Here is an 18,338-nt window from a genome sequence, read left to right as displayed (position 1 = left end):
TTTCCCCAGCGGCTTGGAGATGGGCCGGCCGCTCTTGGTGACCTTGGCGGTGATCGGCATCGTTTACGGCGCCTTGGTGGCGATGGTCCAAAAGGACGTCAAGAAGCTGGTGGCCTATTCTTCGGTCTCGCACTTGGGCTTCGTGATGCTCGGCCTGATGGCGCTGACGCCCCAAGCGGTGACCGGTGCGGTCTACCAGATGTTGAATCACGGCATTTCCACCGGCGCGCTCTTCCTCTTGGTCGGCATGATCTATGACCGGACCCATACCCGGAAGATCGAGGACTACGGCGGCTTGGCCAAGTTCCTGCCGGTTTACACCGTGATCTTCTTGATCGTCACCTTCTCCTCGATCGCCCTGCCCGGGACCAACGGCTTCGTCGGCGAATTCCTCATCCTCTCGGGCAGCTTCAGCGAATTGCCCCGGGCGACCTTGATCTCCACCACCTGCGTGATCTTCGCCGCGGTCTACATGCTTTGGATGGTGGAGCGGGTCTTTTTCGGACCGGCGACCAATCCCAAGCTCAAGGATTTGAAGGATCTCGGCGGCCGTGAGGTCCTTTGCCTGCTGCCGCTTCTGATCTTGATCGTCTGGATGGGCGTGAAGCCGAATTTCTTTCTGAAGAAGATCGAGCCCGCCACTCAAGCCCTGCTGGAGCGGGTCGAGGGCGCCAAGGTCCAGGTCGGAAGGAGGGCGGCGCCATGAGCCTCGATCTCGCCCGCCTATGGGAGCTGGAGTGGCCCTATTTGGTCCTTTTGGGTCTGGCGCTGTTTTCGCTGATTCCGGCGGCTTTTCCGGCCCGGCAGCGGGCCAAGCTGACGGCCTTGGTGGCGGCCCTGGGCTTCCTGCTCTGCGCCCAGGGCTTCTATTACCAGGCCGATCTAGGCGTGGCGGTGGCGATGGATCTCCTGGTCTTCGACCGCTTCGGCAACTTGTTGAGCGCCCTGATGTGCCTGACCGGCTTCGTCACGGTCCTGGTTTCCTACAATTATTGGAATTCCCAAGCCGAGACGATCCCCGAGTATTACACCTTGCTGCTTTTTTCGGTCTTCGGGATGGCCACCATGGTCTTCACGACCCAGCTCTTGGTCTTCGTGCTGGGCCTCGAGATCTTGAGCCTCTCGCTCTACGCTTTGGTCGGATTCCGGCGCTACGACCCGCGCTCGGGCGAGGCCGCCTTCAAGTATTTCCTTCTGGGATCGGTGGCCACCGCCTTTCTGCTCTTCGGGATCGCGATGCTTTACGGCTCCACCGGCACCATGGATTTGGCCAAGCTTCCCGGGAGCCTCGGCGATCCGGCGCTGCAACCGATCTACCAGCTCAGCGCCTTGCTGATATTGCTGGGCTTCGCCTTCAAGGTCGCGGCGGTGCCTTTCCATTTCTGGGCGCCCGACGCCTATGACGGCGCACCGATGCCGGTGACCGGCTTCATGGCCGCCGGGGTGAAGGTGGCGGCCTTCGGCGCCCTGTTGCGGGTGATGCAGGCCTGGGCGCCCTCGCTCAGCCTGCCCTGGCAGAAGTGGATCGTGATGCTGGCCTTCGCGACGATGCTGATCGGAAACTTGGTCGCGCTCCGCCAGCAGCATCTCAAGCGCCTGATGGCCTACAGCTCGATCGCCCATGCCGGTTATTTGCTGCTCGGCTTCGCCAGCTTGGTGGCCGGCGGCTTCCGCAGCGAGGCGATCAGCCCGATCCTCTCCTACCTGGCGGTCTACAGCTTGATGACCTTGGGCGTCTTCGCGGTCCTGACCCTGCTCTCGAGCCGGGGGACCGAGGTCAACCAGCTCCAGGACTTGGATGGGCTAGCCGACCGCCATCCCGCGCTGGCCGCGGCTTTGAGCGTCTTCTTGATCTCCTTGGCCGGGGTGCCGCCGACCGCCGGCTTCCTCGCCAAGTATTATCTCTTCTCCCAGGCCATCGAGGTCGGGCTCTATCCGTTGGCCATCGCCGGCATCTTGGCGAGCGCGATCTCGCTCTACTACTACCTGGGGCCGATCGTCCGGATGTATTTCCACCATCGCGAGAAAACGCTGGAAGTGCCGCGGATCGGCCCGGCTTTCAAGCTATTGCTGGCCCTGCTGGTGGTGGGAGTTTTCTATCTTGGACTTTTTCCGGGCAAGATGGTCGAGTTGAGCCGCTCGGCCGAGCTTTTCCCGGCCAAATCCACCGCGCCTTATTCGAAAAAATAAAAGGAGGAGCCATGCCGCGCCTCATTTCGCTTTGCCTATCCTTGCTCTTGTCGATTCCTTTCGCTGCGTGGGCCAAGGGCCCCACGCCCGATGAAGCCCTTCAAAAGCTGATCGAAGGCAACCAGCGCTTCGTCGCCGGCACCTCGATTCAACCCAATCAAAGCGAGGAGCGACGGCGTGAGATCGCCGAAGGGCAAAATCCCTTCGCCATCATTCTGGGCTGCTCCGACTCCCGGGTTCCGCCCAAGATTCTTTTTGACCAAGGCCTGGGCGATCTTTTCGTGGTTCGGGTCGCCGGAAATACCTTGGATGAAATCATCACCGGCAGCATCGAATATGGCGCCGGCGTCCTCAACGCTCCGCTGGTTTTGGTCCTGGGCCATTCCAAATGCGGGGCGGTCGAGGCGGCGATCAAGAATAAGCCCTTGCCCGGTCATATCGAATGGCTGGCTAACGTCGTCCGGGGCTCGCTGGTTGGAAGTACCTGCGATCCCAAGGACCAGCCGAACTGCGCGATCAAGTTCAATGTCGGCTGGGTCGTGAAACAGCTCCGTCAATCGGCGCCGGTGCTGGCCCCGCTGGTCCAAGCCGGCAAGCTGAAGGTGGTCGGCGGCTACTACGATTTGCGGAGCGGCAAAGTGGAAATCCTCGACATCCCCTAGCTTCGGCAAATTGACTATGGATGGGCTTGCCATCCAGCGCTCAGAATCGCTCCTAAACGACGGATGGTCCGTCGGAACAAAATTAGGAGGATGTCATGGGCAAACAATTATGTCGATTGGCGGTCATGGTGGCCCTCTCGGCGCTAGCTTTCATCAGGCCGGCTGCGGCCGACGATGCCTTTCCGATGCTCGTTTACGAGCCTTACGATATCGTGCCTCAGTCCGAGCTGATCTCCTTGGGTGATCCCGAGGACAATGGCGGAACGGTTCTACGGGGCGACATCACCCTCAAGGGTCGCTTTGATTTTCTCGGCGATGGAATGGCCGCCGGAATTTTCCAAGCCACGACCAGGCGGGGGGTCAAGGTCCGGGTGGTGATGCCCTTTTCGGAGCACGCCACCGTCATCATCGGCCGGGTGACCTTGACCGATGAGTTCGGCAACCGCCACACCTACAATCCCGGCGACAGCTACTTCATCAAGCAGGGCAGCGTGATCCTTTGGGAACAAACCGCGCCGCTCTTGCAAAAATCCTTCTTTAATTACACCTTGCCTTGAGCCGAACCCAAGGCAGGCGGCCGGGCGGGAACCAGGGGTTCCGCCCGGCCATCGACAAAATGACTATGGATTGATATTTTTCGCAGAGTCTAGGATCCTGAGGTTTCGGGTAAGGAAAAGAACGGGGGGATTGAAATGGCTCGGGAGCGCCTTCAGATCTCAGAAAATACTCCGCCGGAGGATTTGGGCGGCCAAGTCGTCCGCCTCGGTTCCCGGCCCTACCTTCTTCTCAGCTTTAGCCGCCAGCCTACTTCCAGCGAGGGCAATCTCACCCTGGCCGAGCGTCAAGTCGCGGTCGCGGTGCTCCAAGGGCTTTCCAATGCCGAGATCGGAAATTTACGCGGCAGTTCGCCCCGCACCGTCGCCAACCAAATCGCCAATATTTACCGGAAGCTCGGCATCGGCTCGCGCAGCGAGCTGGCGGCGCGCTGGGGCCGGGCGCTTTCGCCGGCGATGGAGTGATCATGGGACGCTTCGCCAGTTTCCTTCATTCGCTGGAACAGGCCGTCAGCCCGGCCGAGTTGAAGTCGCGGTTCATGGACCGGGCCGGCGAAGCTTTGGGCTCCGAGGTGCAGGCCTTGTATTTTTTCGGGAGCCAAGGCGATTGCTTCGAAGAGATCCATTTGCGTGGGATTCGCGAATCCTTCGTCTTCGAATACGAGGAGCTTCGCCGCGAAGGCGAGCCCGGTTTCGAGCTGTTGATCCGGAGTCGCCAGCCGATCAGCGATGCCAAGGTCTACCCCGGCCGGCGCTGGAAAAATTCGGCCCTCTACCGGCTGAACGGCAAATACCGCATGCGGCACTATCTCTGCTCGCCGATTCTCCGCCAGGGGCGGGTCATTGGCATGCTGAGCTTGGGTCGGAGCAGCGAAGTCGCGGCCTTTGACCGCCGGGACGGCCTCAGGGCCGAAGCGATCAGCCGGATCTTCGCGGAGCGTTTGCTCGAGGTCTCGGGCCGAGATTCGCAAGCCGAGTTTCCGAGCTCCCATTCGATGGAAACGGCCCGGTTGAGGGCCGCCCGGGCCCTGCTCCGGGCGGATTTGGGCCGCCTGGAGGATGAGGCCCGGTCATTGCCGCCGGAAGAGGCGGCCCTTTGGTGGCAAGGCTTGGCGGCCAACCAGGTGGCTCCAATCGACTTCTTTGATCGCGGTTCCAAGCGCTATGTTCTTCTCCCCTTAAACGGCCCAGGCTCGGACACGGTGGCTGCCCGGCCCCTGACGGCTCGAGAGCGCGAGATCGTCGGGCGGGTCGCGGCCGGCGACGCCAACAAGGTCATCGCCTTCGATTTGGGTTTGTCGGTGAGCACCGTGGCCAGCCATTTGGCTTCGGCGATGGCCAAGCTCGGCCTGGTTTCGCGGGTCCAGCTGGTGGAGAAATTTATAGGTCGGAAACCGTCTTGAGCAGGGCCGCGGCGTTGGGGAATTTCTGGAGGGTCTCGACCAGCTTCTTGCCGGCGTCGACCGGATTCAGCCCGGCCAGGTATTTGCGGATCTTCTGCATCGCCGCATATTCCTCGGGGCTGAGCAATTTCTCTTCCTTGCGGGTGCCGGAGGCGGCGATGTCGATGGCCGGGAAGATCCGTTGCTCGGCCAGGCGCCGCGAAAGCACCAGCTCCATGTTGCCGGTGCCCTTGAACTCCTGAAAGATATATTCGTCCATCTGGCTGCCGGTCTGGATCAGGGCGGTGGCCAGGATCGTCAATGAGCCGCCTTCCTCCAGCTTGCGGGCCGCGCCGAAAAAGCGCCGCGGAACTTCCAGCGCGTTGGCGTCGACGCCGCCGCTCAGGGTCTTGCCGCTGCGGGCCTCGCGGTTGTGGACCCGAGAGAGCCGGGTCAAGGAGTCGACGACGATCAAGACGTCCTTGCCCTCGACGGCTTGGGTCACGGCGTCTTCCAAGAGGATATTGGCCGTTTCGATGTGATGTTCGGTGTCGTGGTCCGAGGAGGAGGCCCGGATCTCGGCCGGCACCGAGCGCTTGAAGTCGGTGACTTCCTCGGGCCGCTCTTCGACCAATAAGGCGTAAAGCTTGATCTCAGGATGATTCTTGGCCACGGCCTGGCAGATCTGCTGGAGCAGGGTGGTTTTGCCGGCCTTAGGCGGAGCCACGATCAGGCCGCGCTGGCCCTTGCCGATGGGGCAGATAAAGTCGAAGACCCGCATCGCCAGGGGGCCGCCCTCGGTTTCGAGCCGGATTCGCTCGAAGGGGTCGATCGAGGTCCGATCGGTGAAGAGGGCGTAGGCATTGGACTTCTTCGCCTCGGGCTTGGGGCCGTGTCGATGCGGCGAAGAATGGCGTCGGGGACCGGAAAAGCGACGGTCGGAACGGCCGCCGCGAGAGTGTCGGGATTGTCTCATATATAGAAGCCGCTCCCCTTAAAGCAGTTTATGGAGGAGGGAGCAACGGGATTTTTTAAAGACCTTTTAGACCAAAAAGGCTATGAAATCGTCCTCTCCTGCCACCCTACCAAGGAGGAAAAATGCGGTTTTGCCTTCGCCGAGCGTTCCTTGTGGCCCTTTGTCTATTCACCAGCCCCCTGTTATGGGCCGCCCCCCTGGCCCTGGATCAGGTCCCGGAGCCGCTGAAACCTTGGGTTTCTTGGGTGCTTCACGGCGAGGAAGAGAGACTTTGCCCCAACCGCAACGGCGACGAGGAGCGGCTTTGCGCCTGGGCTTCGAGACTCGACCTCAACTTGGATGAGAAGCAGGGCAGCTTCGCCCAAGATTGGGAATTATACCGGGACGATTGGGTCCCGCTACCCGGCGACGCCAAGCGCTGGCCTCAATCGGTGACCGTCGATGGCCAAGCGGCCACCGTTCTCGATCGCGACGGGGTCCCCAGCCTCTTCCTCAAGAAAGGCAGCCATGCGGTCAAGGGCGCCTTTCTCTGGGATTCGCTGCCCGAAAATTTTCAAATTCCCAGCGCCACCGGCATCCTCCAATTGATCCTCAAGGGCCAAGCCGTGCCCTTCCCGCAACTCGACGAGAACGGGCTCCTTTGGTTGGAGAAAGAATCGGTCGAAGCCGGCGCCGAGGAGCGGCTTGACCTGCGGGTCAACCGCATGGTCGACGATGAAATCCCGCTCTTCCTCACTACCGTGGTCGAGCTCGACGTCGCCGGCAAGGCCCGCGAGGTCAAGCTGGGCCGGGCCCTGCCCCAGGACTTCATCATGATGTCGCTGGATTCGCCGCTGCCGGCGCGGGTCGAGCTCGACGGCAGCCTGAAGGTTCAGGTTCGTCCCGGCAACTGGAAGATCGAAATCAAGGCCCGGGCCCCCGGCCCGGTCGCCGAGATCGCCTTGTCGGCCGAGCCGGCCCTGGTCCCCGAAGAGGTTTGGGTCTTCCAAGCTCACAATAACCTGCGGCTGGTTTCCATCGAGGGTGTTAGCTCGATCGATCCCCAACAGACCACCTTGCCCGAGCACTGGAAGCAGCTGCCGGCTTACCGGCTCAAGCCCGGCGAGACGATGCGCTTGGTCGAGCGGCGGCGGGGCGACAGCGACCCGGCGCCGGATCAGCTGACTTTATTCCGGCGGATTTGGCTCGATTTCGATGGCCAGGGCTACACCTTCCAAGATGCCTTGGCCGGCACTCTCAACCGCAGCAACCGGCTGGAGATGAATGCGCCGCTGGCCCTGGGCCGGGTTTCGATCAACGGCGTCGATCAGCTCATCACTTCCTTGCCGGGCGAGAAGCGCAGCGGCATCGAGATTCGCCAAGGCAATCTTCAGGTCTCGGCCGACAGCCGGCTGAACGACGGCGGGCGCAGCGTTCCGGCCATCGGCTGGAACCACGACTTTCAGAAGGTGAGCGGCGAGCTGCAGCTGCCGCCGGGTTGGGGCCTTTGGGCCGCAACCGGCGCCGATGAGGTGCCGGGGACCTGGATCGCCCGCTGGAACCTGCTCAACATCTTCATGGTCCTGATCCTCTTCCTGATCTTCGCCCGGCTCTGGGGCATCGGATGGGGCTTGGTGGCCTTGCTGGGCTTGACCCTGACCTACACCGAGATCGACGCGCCCCAATGGTCTTGGCTGGCGCTCCTGGCCGGCTGCGCCTTGCTGCGCCTGCTCAAGCCCGGCAAGCTCCATACCCTGGCCCGGGTTTACACCGGCATCGCGACGATCGTGCTGCTCATCGTGGCCATTCCCTTCATGGTTCAGCAGTTGCGGCAGGGCATGTATCCGGTGCTGGAGCATCCTTATCAAGTTTTGGACGCCGAGCGGGCGGTCCCGCCGCCGGCTGCGATCCCGGCGCCGCCAGTCGAAGCCCAGGCCCCGGAGGCGTTAGGTTACGGCGGTGCCGTGCCCCAAGAGGCGCCGGCGTCGATGGACGAGGAGGCCGCCGATAGCAAGGTGCTCCGAAAAATGGCGGCTAAGCCCGAAGCGGTGCAAAACATGGCCGCCAGCATCGGTGCGAAGAAGCGCGATTACTATGACCAACGGATGCGGGAAAATCTCTCCCAGCAGAGCCCCGGCGCCAAAGTCCAGACCGGTCCGGGGCTTCCGCTTTGGACTTGGAACCACTACCCCTTGACCTGGAACGGCCCGGTCGAGAAGGGCCAGACCCTCCGGCTCTTCCTGATTCCGCCGGCGCTGAATTTCGCCCTGGCCGTGCTTCGGGTGTTGCTGGTGGGCCTCTTGGCGCTTTGTGTCCTGGGCTGGATCGGTGGTTCCTGGCAGCGCTGGTGGCGGCGGGGCGGCAGCTATGCGGCTCTGCTCCTGATCGCCGGCGGAATCGTTCTCGGCAGCGCTCCGGCCCGGGCCGAGTATCCTCCGACCGAGCTCTTGAACCAGCTTCGCGACAAGCTTTTGGAGGACCCCGAATGTTATCCGGACTGCGCGGCCGTCTCCCGGATGCGCCTCGCGGTCGCCGGCAATCAATTGCGGCTCTTGCTTGAAGTCGGCGTCGCCGGCAACGGCTCGGTGGCCTTGCCCGGCAGCTTCGAGGAGTGGACCCCCGCGAGCGTCACCGTCAACGGCCGGGCCTTTTCGGCCTTGCACCGCGATGAAACCGGCAATCTCTGGATCCAGCTCCCGCCCGGCGTTCACCAGGTGACGGCCGAAGGTCCCTTGCCCGAGCGTCCCAGCGTTCAGATCGCCCTGCCGCTCAAGCCCCGCTACATCGAGGCCGAGGTCGCCGACTGGAGCCTCGAGGGCTTGTTGGAAAACGGTCAGGCTGCCGACAATCTCCAGCTCACCCGATTGCAGAGCTTGAGCCCCGATGCCTCGGAGCCGAAGCGGGCGGCGCTGCCGCCCTTCTTCCGGGTCGAGCGCCTGCTCCTGCTCGGCCTCACTTGGGAAGTGGAGACCAAGGTCGTCCGGCTCACGCCGCCGGGCACCGCCTTCATCGCCGAGGTGCCCTTGCTCGCCGGCGAATCGGTGACCGACGCCGACGTCGAAGTGAAAGAGGGTAAGGTGCGGGTGAGCATGGGGCCTAACGCCACCGAATTCACTTGGCGTTCGGTTTTGGCCGAGGCGCCGGAGTTGAAGCTCGAGGCGCCCAAGTCCAGCTCGATGATCGAAGTCTGGCAGCTCGATTTGAATCCGGTCTGGCACTATCAATCCGAGGGGATTCCACCGGTTCATCCGGGCAGCCCCGATAGCCGCTGGCCGGTGGAGTGGCGGCCTTGGCCCGGCGAAACGCTGAATCTCAAGATCAGCCGGCCGGCCGGCATCGCCGGCCAGGTCCTGACCATCGACCGCAGCCGCTTCGCGGTCACGCCGGGCTTGCGTTTCACCGAGTCGAGCCTGAGCGTGAACCTGCGCAGCAGCCTGGGCGGGCAACATGTCCTGACCCTGCCGGAGGGAGCGGTGTTGCAATCGGTGAGCATCAACGGCTCGACCCAGCCGATTCGACAAGAGGGGCTGAAGGTCAGCCTGCCGCTGGTTCCCGGAACCCAGCAGGTCGAGCTGCGTTGGCAGCAGCCCTTGGCGCTCAAGTCCTTCTTCCGCACGCCGGCGATCTCGCTCGGCTCGCCGAGCGTCAACACCGAGATCCAGCTGCATCTCCCGCAAAACCGCTGGGTGCTCTTCGCCGGCGGCCTCCGGGCCGGGCCGGCGGTCCTTTTCTGGAGCATGCTCGGCATTGTCATCCTGGCCTCGATCGTCCTCGGCCGGAGCCGGCTCACGCCGCTCAAGTTCCACCATTGGCTGCTGCTCGGCTTCGGCCTGACCCAAGTGCCGATTTGGGCCTCGCTGATCTTCGCCGGTTGGCTTTTGGCCCTGGGTTGGCGGGAGCGCAAGCCCTTGAGCGGAAGCTTCAGCTTCGACCTTTTCCAAATTCTCCTGGCCCTTTGGACCTTGGCGGCCTTGATCGTGATCTTCGTCTCGATCCAGCAGGGACTGCTCGGCATGCCCGACATGCAGATCTCGGGCAACGGTTCGAGCAACACCTTCCTGCGCTGGTTCAACGATCGAAGTCCGGCGACCTTGCCTCAGACCTGGGTGATCTCGGTCCCGCTCTTCTGCTACCGGCTGGCCATGCTGGCTTGGGCGCTGTGGCTGGCCTTGGCGTTGCTCCGGTGGCTGCGCTGGGCTTGGGCCAGCCTGACCAGCGGCGGTGGTTGGAAGGCCTTGCGGGCGAGCAAGCCGGTTTCGCCGCCTCCGCCGGCCGCTTAAGAAAGCTATTCCCCGGCGGCGAAATCTCTGCAAGAGTCTTCGGCGGGAATGCCATGCTCGCTAGCTTCGCCCCTCAAATCCTGCTTCTGGAAGCGGCGGTCGCCGAGACGCCGCTGGCTCGCCGGCTTCTTGGCGTCTTTCCCGAGGTGCGCCGCGAAATCGTGGAAAGCCTCGGTTCGTGGAAGGAGCCACAAGCGATCTCGCCGGCCAAGCGGATCCTCGCCATCGCTCAAGCCAAAGGCGAAGCCGTCAAGCCATTTCCCAAGATCAAGCACGCCATCAACTTGGACGACTATGTCTTCAACCCGATTTCCAACTGCCATCTCGAATGCACTTATTGCATCCTTCAGAGCTATTTGAAGAACAACCCGGTCCTCACGGTTTATGCCAACACCGGCCATTTTCTTGCCGCCCTGCGGAACCTGGACGAGGCCGGCACCAAGCCGCTCCGAGTCGGGACCGGCGAGCTTTCCGATTCGCTGGCTCTCGACGCCTTGACCGGCTTGGGCGGCGAGTGGGTGCCCTTCTTCGCTGCGCGAAAAAATCTTTTTTTGGAATTGAAGACCAAGAGCGACTGCATTGCGGGCCTGCTCAAGCTCGAACATCGCGGTCGCACCGTCCTCTCCTGGTCCTTGGCGCCGGAGGCCATCGTGAAGCGCGAGGAGCTCAAATGCGCCTCGCTGGCCGAGCGGCTCGAAGCCGCGGCCCAGGCTCAGGCCGCCGGTTACCCGGTCGGCCTTCATCTCGACCCGCTGATTTGTCACCCGGGTTGGGAAGAGGCTTACGACGGCTTGATCGCGGCGATCGCCGCCCGGCTCGATCCGAAGCGCCTGGCCTGGGTCAGCGTCGGCAGCCTCCGTTTCGACAAGGCCCTCAAGGAGATCGCCACCGAGCGCTTCCCTCAGACCGCGATCTTCGCCGAGGATTTCATCCAGGCTCCCGACGGGAAATTCCGCTACTTCAAGACCCTGCGCCGCGAGATGTACCGCCGGGTTTGGCGCCGCTTGGCCGAGTGGAGCTTGGATTTCCCGCGCTATCTCTGCATGGAGCCGCCCTGGATGTGGGAGGAAGTCACCGCCGAGCCGGCGCCCTTGCCCCAAGTCGTCGAACATTCCCTCAGCCAACGGCTCAAGGAATTGGCCGCGTGAAAAACGTCGCCTTGCCGATCGCCTGGCCCGACTCCCGACGCCTGGCCGCCTTGGTCCAGGCCGAGCCGCCGGCCTTTTGGCTCGACAGCGCCTCGGCCGGCCATCCGCGCTCCCGGATTTCGATTTTGGCCTTGGAGCCGCTGGAGCACCGGGCTTGCAAGGATTTTGCGGAGTTTTTCGAGTTCGCGAAAGAAGCGGACGCTCAGTTGTCATTCCGAGGCCCCGAGGAATCCACCGCGGAGCATCGTCGTGGATCCCTCACTCCGCTCGGGACGACAGGCTCGATTTTCGGCGGCGGTTGGATCGGTCGCTTGAATTACGAGGGCCGGGCCGATTTTTTTCTCTTCGACGCTTGGCTCGAGCTCGATCATTCGACCCAAAGTGCGACGGTCCATTCTCAAGATCCTCGGAAAGCCGACCGCTTGGTCCGGCGCTTGAGCGCAGCCGCTCCTTCGCTCTCCGCCTGGCAAGCGGGCCCGATCCGGCCCGACATCTCCCGCGCCGAATACCTCGATCAAGTTCGAGACATCCAGGAGCGGCTCCGCCGCGGCGATTGCTATCAGGTGAATCTCTCGCAGGGTTTCGCCAGCGCGGGTCGCGGCGATGCCGCCGACCTCTATCTTCGCTTGCGTCAAGCCGCGCCGGCGCCGCAGATGGCCTATGTCAATTTGGGCGAGGAGCAAATCTTTTCGGCTTCACCGGAGATCCTGCTCGAAAGTGTGGGCCGCGGTGCCCGCTCCTATCCGATCAAGGGAACTCGGCCGCGCTCGGCCGACCCCGCTCGCGACGCCGAGCTGGCCGCTGAACTGTTGGCCAGCCCCAAGGACGCGGCCGAGCTGCTCATGATCGTCGATTTGGTGCGCAACGACTTGGGAGCGGTCAGCCGGACCGGCTCGGTTTCGGTGCCCGAGCTCCGGCGCTTGGAAAGCCTGCCCCAAGTCCATCACCTTTACGCGGTGGTCGAATCGGAGCTGGCTGCCGGGATCGGGCCGCTCCAGGCCTTGCACCGCCTTTCGCCGGGCGGATCGATCACCGGCGCGCCCAAGCTCAAGGCCATCGAGGTGATCGCCGAGCTGGAGCGGGGGCCCCGCGGCATTTACACCGGTTCCATCGGCTATGCCGGGTTTTCGGGACGTTCGGGCTTCAACATCGCGATCCGCACCGCGACCTTGAAGGGCGGGGATTTGGAATACCGGGCCGGCGGCGGCATTGTCGTCGACTCCGAGCCCGAAGCCGAATACCGGGAGTGCCTCGACAAGGCCCGCGGCTTTTTCGCCGCGCTCGGCACCGTGCCGGAAGGCGATTAATTCCGCTTCCGGTTTGAATCGGCCGGCGCTACGATGGGCCCATGTCCGGCCTCGTCTACTTCAACGGCATGCTCAAGCACGAGCACGAGGTTTCGCAATGGACCTTGGATCGAAGCTATCTCTACGGGGAGGGTCTCTTCGAGACGATGAAGGCCACTCACGGCTTCATTCCCTTTTTGAGCGAGCACTTGCAGCGTTTTTTCCGCGGCCTCGATTTGCTGCGAATGCCGATCGACCTCTCGGCCTCCAAGCTGGAATTCGCTCTTTACCAAACCCTGCATCACAATCGCTTGAAGGATGCCTATCTCCGCTTGACCTTGAGCCGGCTGAACAAGGAATTCGGCAGCCTCGAGCCCGGCGACAGCGTCAACTTGGTGGTCGTGGCCAAGGCGCTGGACAAGGTTTCGAAGAAGCTCTACACCGACGGCGCCTCGGCCAAGGTGATCGAGGATTTTCGCATTTCGCCCGATCCGCTCTGCCAAGTGAAGTCGACGAATTACCTCCGAAATATTCTTTCGCAACGGATGGCGCAGGAGGGCGGCTTTGACCTGGCGCTCTTGCTCAACTCGGCCGGGAATCTGGTCGAGGCTGCCACCGCCAACCTTTTCATCCACGACGGCGAAAAGTTCCTCACTCCGCCCTTGAGCGAAGGGGTTTTGCCCGGCGTCACGCGCCGGATTATTTTGGAGCTTTTGGAAAAGAATTATCTCGCCTTCGAGGAACGGCCTTTGAAAGTCTCGGATCTGCTCACCGCTTCCGAGGCCTTTCTGACCTCGGCTCTCAAGGAAGTCCTGCCCCTGACTCGGGTCAACGACAAGCCGATCGGCCGCGGGATTCCCGGCAAGGAGACCGAGCGAATCGCCTCGCTGTTCAACGAAGAGAAGCAGTACCGGATCGAGTCCTTCGAATCAAAAAAGTGGGGCGTGGAGTAAGGAACGGCCCTAAAGGGCCTTGCTACGGGATCGGTAGCAAGGGGCTTTAGCCCCGCCGGCCCCCGGCAAAGAGTTTGCTCCGGACGTAAGCCTTGGCGAATCGGACCGAGTCCAAGGGGGTTTTCCCCGAGACCAAGGCGGCGAGCAGGGCGCTGGCGAAGGTGCAGCCGGTTCCGCGCCTCGAGCCCGCCAGGCGTTCGCCCCTCAATTCATGAATCCCGGCCGCATCGATCACCAGGTCACTGGCCGGCTCTTTCTTCGGCAAGTGGCCGCCTTTCAAGACCGCGAAGCGCGATTTCTTCTTCCCCATCCGCCAAAGCTCGATGGCAGCGCGATGGGCTTCGGCGAGGTTCCGGATCTTGCGGCCGAGAAAGAGCTCGGCTTCGGGAAGGTTGGGTGTCCAGACGTCGACCTGGGGCAACAAGGAAAAGAAGTCCGAGGCCTTGCCGCCAAAGAGTTGGCCGCCGGTCGAGGAGCGCCAGACCGGATCCCAGACCGTCCAAGGCGGACGATTTTTTTTCAACCAGCGCAGAACTTCCCGAAGATGGGTGGCGGTCCCGAGCATCCCGATCTTGACCCCTCCGACCCTGGAGCCGGCCGCGGCGAGTTGGGCGCGGAATAATTTGAGGTCGACCGGCTCCCAGGCGAAGAATTTCTTTTCGGATTGGGCGGTGACGGCGGTGGTCGCCACTCGCCAAGCCAGGCCCAGCTCCTCGAAAACCCGGATGTCGGCGAATAAGCCGGCGTGGCCCGAAGGATCGAGGCCGCCGATGACCAGGACCGGAGTAGTGACCCGGGGCTTCTTCAAGACTTGGCCCTCCGGCGCTCGAACTCCTCGACGAACCAGCGGGTCTCGGCCGCCACGTTCGGCGCCAAGGTCAGCGCGCCGATCATCGCCGCCATCGCGGCTCCGCTTTGGGCGACTTCGCCGATATTGCTCCGGTTGATGCCGCCGATGGCGACCACCGGCACCGACAGCGCCGCCACGACCTCCTTCAATTTGGCTAGGCCTTGGATCGGGTGGCCCGGTCCCTTGGTCGCGGTTGGGTAGACGGCGCCCAGCGCGACATAATCGGCGCCGCGCCGTTCGGCTTCCCGAGCTTCGGCCGGCGAGTGCGAGCTGTAGCCGATCAACTTGCCGGGCCCCAGCAGCTCGCGGGCCTTTTCCACCGCCAGGTCATCTTGGCCGACGTGGACGCCGTCCACCGGCAGCTCCCGTCCGATCTCGACGAAATCGTTGAGCAGGAAAATAAATTCATAGTCCGATTTCAATTCGAGGATGGCGCCGGCGGTTCGGCGGATCTTGGCCGAGTCTTTTTCGCCCTTCATCCGCAGTTGCAGGATGGGGGCGCCGCCTTCGAGCAGAGCCTTGGCCAGCTCGAGGTGGCCGCGGGCCGGATTCAGGCTGTTGTCGCAGAGGGCGTAGATTCCTTCGAGTCGCCGCATTAGTGCTCCGCTACGTGTCGGCCCAAGAACCACATCAGGGCCAGGCCGGTGAGCAGGCCGAGGAAGGTCCAGTGCTTGACGTGGGAGTGCTTGTGAACCTCGGGCAGGAGGTCGGAAAGCGAGATGTGCAGGAAGGTTCCGGCGGAGAAAGCGATGGCTTTGCCGATCGAGGCCGGGTTCTGGGGGCCGATCGCGGCGTGAGCCAGGATGGCGCCGAGCGGGATCATCGTCAGCACCAGCAGATGGACCAACAGGACGGTCTTGCGCTGGATCCCGCTGTGGAGCAGCACCGAGGTCAAGGTGAAGGCCTCGGGGCATTTGTGGGCGGTGATCGCCAAGAAGACCGCCAACCCCAGGCCTGGGACCATCAGGCCGCTGCCCAAAGCGATGCCGTTGGTCAAGGTATGGATCGCCAAGCCGATGAAGGCCGCGATGCCGAGATGGTGGATCTCGCAGTCGAAGGCCTCGCAGATATGGACCGTGATGAACTTCTCGATGAAATAAAGAAAGAGGAAGCCGGCCAAGACCCAGATCCCGACTTGGCTGCCGACCAGCTCATAGGCCTCGGGCAAGAGATGAAAAAAGGCCGAGCCCAGCATGATGCCGGCGGCCAGGCTTAAAATGACGGGCAGGCGCTCGCGGTGCCAGTGCTTGAGCAAGGGGATGACGCCGCCGATGACGATCGCCACGGCGATGATCCCGGTGTAAACACCGAGACGCTCATAAAATGGGTTCACAACTCTTCCTTCACGGCGATCCTGAGATTCCGGATCTTCTTGCGAAGGGTGTTCCGGTTGATTCCCAGGATCTTGGCGGCGCGGATCTGATTGTTGCCGGTCTGCTTCAAGATCAGACGAATCAGCGGCCTCTCGGCCATCTCGATGATGGTCTCGTAGAGGTTGGTCGTTTCCACGTCGCCCAGCTTGGCCAGGAAGGACTGGAGCCGGCTCGCGATCAAGTCCTCGAGCCCCATCTCTTCGATCTCACGCTGGGTTTCCTCGGCGCCCTTGCCGAGGAAGAAGGCGAAGTCCTGCACGTGCAGCGTGTCGTTGGCGCTCAGGATGGCGGCGCGCTTGATGACGTTTTCCAGCTCCCGGATGTTTCCCGGCCAGCGGTAAGCCTCTAGCATTTGCATGGCTTCGGGGGAAAGGATCTTTACGGGAATATTGGCCTCCTGGGCCAGCTTGCCCAGGAAGTACTCGCAGAGCAGGGGCACGTCCTCCTTGCGCTCCCGCAGCGGCGGCAGGTGGATCGGGATGACGTTGAGCCGGAAAAAGAGGTCTTCGCGGAACTTCTTCTCCTTCACCATCTTTTCCAGGTTCTGGTTGGTGGCCGCCAGGATCCGGACGTCGACCGCCTTGGCCTCGGTCGAGCCGAGGCGCTGGATCTCCTTCTCCTGAAGGACCCGGAGCAGCTTGGCCTGGAGGTTGATCGGCAGGTCGCCGACCTCGTCCAAGAAGAGGGTGCCTTGGTGGGCCAGCTCGAAATAGCCCGGACGGTTTTCCTCGGCGCCGGTGAAGGCCCCCTTGCGGTAGCCGAAGAGCTCGCTTTCCAGCAGGTCCCGGGGGATGGCCGCGCAGTTGACCGCCAGGAAGGGTCCCTTGGAGCGAGGGCTGTTTTGATGGATGGCCTTGGCGATCAATTCCTTGCCGGTGCCCGATTCGCCGGTGATGAGGATCGAGACGTCGCTGATCGCGACCTTGCCGATGGTCTTGTAGACCTCGCGGACCGCCCGCGACTGGCCGACGATCTTGGCTTCCTTGTCGACCTTGAGCCCGCTGACCTCCTGCTTCAGGCTTTGGACTTCCTCGGCCAAGCGCCGGGCGTCGACCGCCTTGGCCACGATCATCTCCAGCTCATCGAGCTCGAAAGGCTTGGTGATGTAGTCGTAGGCGCCTTTCTTCATGGCGTCGACCGCGTTGCGCATGGTGTCCTGGGCGGTCATGATGATCACCGAGGTTTTGACCTTGTCGCGCTTGAGCTGGTCGAGAACCTCGAGCCCGGAGAGCGAGGGCATCTTGATGTCGACGATGGCCAGGTCGAAGGGCTCGGACTGAAGCTTGGTCAGGGCCAGCTGGCCGTCGCCGGAGGTTTCGACTTCGAAGCCTTTTTTCAAGAAGAGCTTCTTGAGGATGGTGCGGAGGTTGATTTCGTCTTCGGCGATGAGGATTCGAGCTGCCATGGTTGTTGTCTCCTAAACGGCCAATTTCATCAAAACTTTGAAGGTCGTCCCTTCGCCGACCTTGCTTAAGACCCGCAGCTGGCTCTCGTGCTCCTTGAGGATCCGCTGGGTCATCATCAGTCCCAGGCCGGTGCCCTGGGACTTGGTCGTGAAGAAGGGGGTGAAAAGCGAGGAGAGATTCTCCTCGGGAATTCCGACGCCGGTGTCGCTGATCGCGACTTGGGCCATCGGCAGGGTCTTGCCCTCGCCGACCGCCATCCGATAGTCGCTGATGTAGCCGGTGGCGACTCGGAGCACGCCGCCTTTTTCCATCGCCTCGATCGCGTTCTTGATGAGGTTGAGAAAGGCCTGGCGCAGCGAGGGCTCATGCCCGATGACCGGCGGCAGCGAGGGGTCGAATTCCTGCTTCAATTGAATCTCGAAACGGTCGAGCTGGGGTTTCTGTATCGCCAAAAGCTCGGAGAGAGTGCGGTTGACGTTGACCGAGCCCTTCTTGATCTTCTTGGGCTTGGCGAAGTCGAGGAGCTGGGTGATCAGCAAATTGAGCCGGTCGACCTCGGAGATGATCATCTGGGCGTATTCCCGGTCCTCGGTCGAGTCGACGTCCCGGGCCAGCATCTGGGCGGCGGCGCGGATGCCGCCCAAGGGATTGCGGATCTCGTGGGCCAGGCCCGACGCCAGGGTCCCCATCATCGAGAGCCGGTCTTGGACTCGGTTCTCCTCTTGGAAAGCGATGTCGATCGTCGATTCGTGAATCCAAACCAAGGCGCCGATCGGCGCCTCGAGCTGGCCCAAGGGAGCGATTTCCACCTGGACCAAGCCGCGGCCCCGGCCGGTGGTGATGCCGAGCTCGTGGACGTGGACCGTCCTTCCGCTTTGCAGGACTTCCTTGGCCAAGGCATCGAGCGATTGGCCGGGCCGCAAGAGATGATCGAGCTTTTTTTCCTTGGCGAGCTTGCTGGAGAGGAGGAGGAGCCGTTCGGCGGCCGGGTTGAGATAGGAAATGCACCCCTCCGAATCGAGGAGTAGAACCGCCGCGTGCAGAAAGTTGAACAGCACGTCAACGACCGGATTTTCAAGAAAATCGCGTGGGGGGCTCATAGACCCATACCATTGGCCCCCCTTGGGAGGGCGTATTTAAGTTATATGACACACCATAACACTGCCTAGAAAATAGGCATAAACGGGTAAGGGGTCAGAAGGCAAGGAAAAAATTCGACAAGTTGCGCTTGTCGTCCTGAGCGCCAGCGAAGGGTCCAATGACGGAGCCCCTTTCGTGGGTTCCTCAAAGCCCTTCCGG

At 62.5% G+C, this 18,338-nt stretch carries 16 protein-coding genes; 10 read left to right on the top strand and 6 right to left on the bottom strand.

Annotated features, from left to right (window positions below; genetic code table 11):
- The 6 genes from VJR29_07685 to VJR29_07660 all read left to right on the top strand — a co-directional run.
- Positions 1 to 706: NADH-quinone oxidoreductase subunit M (locus VJR29_07685; protein ID HKY63286.1), on the top strand; the 706-nt coding region annotated here is incomplete at its 5' end.
- Positions 703 to 2,190, top strand: coding sequence for an NADH-quinone oxidoreductase subunit N (locus VJR29_07680; protein HKY63285.1), 1,488 nt, complete (start codon positions 703 to 705; stop codon positions 2,188 to 2,190). The genes VJR29_07685 and VJR29_07680, both read left to right, overlap by 4 nt.
- 11 nt (positions 2,191 to 2,201) lie before the next feature.
- Positions 2,202 to 2,852, top strand: coding sequence for a carbonic anhydrase (locus VJR29_07675; GenBank protein HKY63284.1), 651 nt, complete (start codon positions 2,202 to 2,204; stop codon positions 2,850 to 2,852).
- Positions 2,853 to 2,947: 95 nt separating this feature from the next.
- Entirely contained in the window at positions 2,948 to 3,409 is a 462-nt protein-coding gene (locus VJR29_07670; GenBank protein HKY63283.1) for a cupin domain-containing protein, read from the top strand.
- Between the two features lie 135 nt (positions 3,410 to 3,544).
- The gene (locus VJR29_07665) at positions 3,545 to 3,871 is read left to right on the top strand and encodes a helix-turn-helix transcriptional regulator (GenBank protein HKY63282.1); all 327 of its coding nucleotides are present in this window, start codon (positions 3,545 to 3,547) and stop codon (positions 3,869 to 3,871) included.
- 2 nt (positions 3,872 to 3,873) lie between these two features.
- A complete protein-coding gene (locus VJR29_07660) occupies positions 3,874 to 4,809 on the top strand; it encodes a LuxR C-terminal-related transcriptional regulator (GenBank protein ID HKY63281.1) in 936 nt (311 codons plus the stop codon).
- Here VJR29_07660 and rho read toward each other — a convergent pair.
- Entirely contained in the window at positions 4,787 to 5,764 is a 978-nt protein-coding gene (gene rho / locus VJR29_07655) for a transcription termination factor Rho (protein HKY63280.1), read from the bottom strand. The genes VJR29_07660 and rho overlap by 23 nt on opposite strands.
- Positions 5,765 to 5,916: 152 nt before the next feature.
- Between rho and VJR29_07650 the strand changes: the two genes are divergently transcribed.
- The 4 genes from VJR29_07650 to VJR29_07635 are packed head-to-tail and all read left to right on the top strand — an operon-like array spanning position 5,917 to position 13,410.
- Positions 5,917 to 10,023 (top strand): hypothetical protein, encoded by a 4,107-nt coding sequence (locus tag VJR29_07650; protein HKY63279.1) that lies wholly within the window; start codon positions 5,917 to 5,919, stop codon positions 10,021 to 10,023.
- 53 nt (positions 10,024 to 10,076) lie between these two features.
- Entirely contained in the window at positions 10,077 to 11,171 is a 1,095-nt protein-coding gene (locus VJR29_07645; GenBank protein HKY63278.1) for a DNA photolyase, read from the top strand.
- Positions 11,168 to 12,478 (top strand): anthranilate synthase component I family protein, encoded by a 1,311-nt coding sequence (locus VJR29_07640; protein HKY63277.1) that lies wholly within the window; start codon positions 11,168 to 11,170, stop codon positions 12,476 to 12,478. Before VJR29_07645 ends, VJR29_07640 begins: the two co-directional genes overlap by 4 nt.
- Before the next feature lie 41 nt (positions 12,479 to 12,519).
- On the top strand, positions 12,520 to 13,410 hold the full coding sequence (locus tag VJR29_07635) for an aminotransferase class IV (GenBank protein HKY63276.1): 891 nt from the start codon (positions 12,520 to 12,522) through the stop codon (positions 13,408 to 13,410).
- 46 nt (positions 13,411 to 13,456) lie between these two features.
- Here the strand turns inward: VJR29_07635 and VJR29_07630 are convergent, their stop codons facing one another.
- Genes VJR29_07630 through VJR29_07610 form a run of 5 tightly spaced genes read right to left on the bottom strand, consistent with a single transcriptional unit; the run spans position 13,457 to position 18,139 of the window.
- A complete protein-coding gene (locus tag VJR29_07630) occupies positions 13,457 to 14,218 on the bottom strand; it encodes a hydroxymethylpyrimidine/phosphomethylpyrimidine kinase (protein ID HKY63275.1) in 762 nt (253 codons plus the stop codon).
- A complete protein-coding gene (thiE, locus tag VJR29_07625; GenBank protein ID HKY63274.1) occupies positions 14,215 to 14,856 on the bottom strand; it encodes a thiamine phosphate synthase in 642 nt (213 codons plus the stop codon). The genes VJR29_07630 and thiE overlap by 4 nt, the downstream gene beginning before the upstream one ends.
- Positions 14,856 to 15,593, bottom strand: a complete 738-nt coding sequence (locus VJR29_07620) for a ZIP family metal transporter (protein ID HKY63273.1) — start codon at positions 15,591 to 15,593, stop codon at positions 14,856 to 14,858. Before VJR29_07620 ends, thiE begins: the two co-directional genes overlap by 1 nt.
- Positions 15,590 to 17,038, bottom strand: a complete 1,449-nt coding sequence (locus VJR29_07615; protein ID HKY63272.1) for a sigma-54 dependent transcriptional regulator — start codon at positions 17,036 to 17,038, stop codon at positions 15,590 to 15,592. Before VJR29_07615 ends, VJR29_07620 begins: the two co-directional genes overlap by 4 nt.
- Positions 17,039 to 17,050: 12 nt before the next feature.
- Positions 17,051 to 18,139, bottom strand: coding sequence for an ATP-binding protein (locus VJR29_07610; protein ID HKY63271.1), 1,089 nt, complete (start codon positions 18,137 to 18,139; stop codon positions 17,051 to 17,053).
- Positions 18,140 to 18,338 lie beyond the last annotated feature (199 nt).

The organism is bacterium (genome assembly GCA_035281585.1).
GTDB lineage: Bacteria > UBA10199 > UBA10199 > DSSB01 > DSSB01 > DATEDP01.
This window is presented reverse-complemented; position numbering and strand designations above follow the sequence as displayed.

Coding starts and splice junctions, on each gene's coding strand:
- VJR29_07635 (HKY63276.1), top strand. CDS start 12,520: ATGTCCGGCCTCGTCTACTTCAACGGCATGCTCAAGCACGAGCACGAG.
- VJR29_07660 (HKY63281.1), top strand. CDS start 3,874: ATGGGACGCTTCGCCAGTTTCCTTCATTCGCTGGAACAGGCCGTCAGC.
- VJR29_07670 (HKY63283.1), top strand. CDS start 2,948: ATGGGCAAACAATTATGTCGATTGGCGGTCATGGTGGCCCTCTCGGCG.
- VJR29_07675 (HKY63284.1), top strand. CDS start 2,202: ATGCCGCGCCTCATTTCGCTTTGCCTATCCTTGCTCTTGTCGATTCCT.
- thiE (HKY63274.1), bottom strand. CDS start 14,856: ATGCGGCGACTCGAAGGAATCTACGCCCTCTGCGACAACAGCCTGAAT.
- VJR29_07615 (HKY63272.1), bottom strand. CDS start 17,038: ATGGCAGCTCGAATCCTCATCGCCGAAGACGAAATCAACCTCCGCACC.
- rho (HKY63280.1), bottom strand. CDS start 5,764: ATGAGACAATCCCGACACTCTCGCGGCGGCCGTTCCGACCGTCGCTTT.
- VJR29_07610 (HKY63271.1), bottom strand. CDS start 18,139: ATGAGCCCCCCACGCGATTTTCTTGAAAATCCGGTCGTTGACGTGCTG.
- VJR29_07665 (HKY63282.1), top strand. CDS start 3,545: ATGGCTCGGGAGCGCCTTCAGATCTCAGAAAATACTCCGCCGGAGGAT.
- VJR29_07645 (HKY63278.1), top strand. CDS start 10,077: ATGCTCGCTAGCTTCGCCCCTCAAATCCTGCTTCTGGAAGCGGCGGTC.
- VJR29_07680 (HKY63285.1), top strand. CDS start 703: ATGAGCCTCGATCTCGCCCGCCTATGGGAGCTGGAGTGGCCCTATTTG.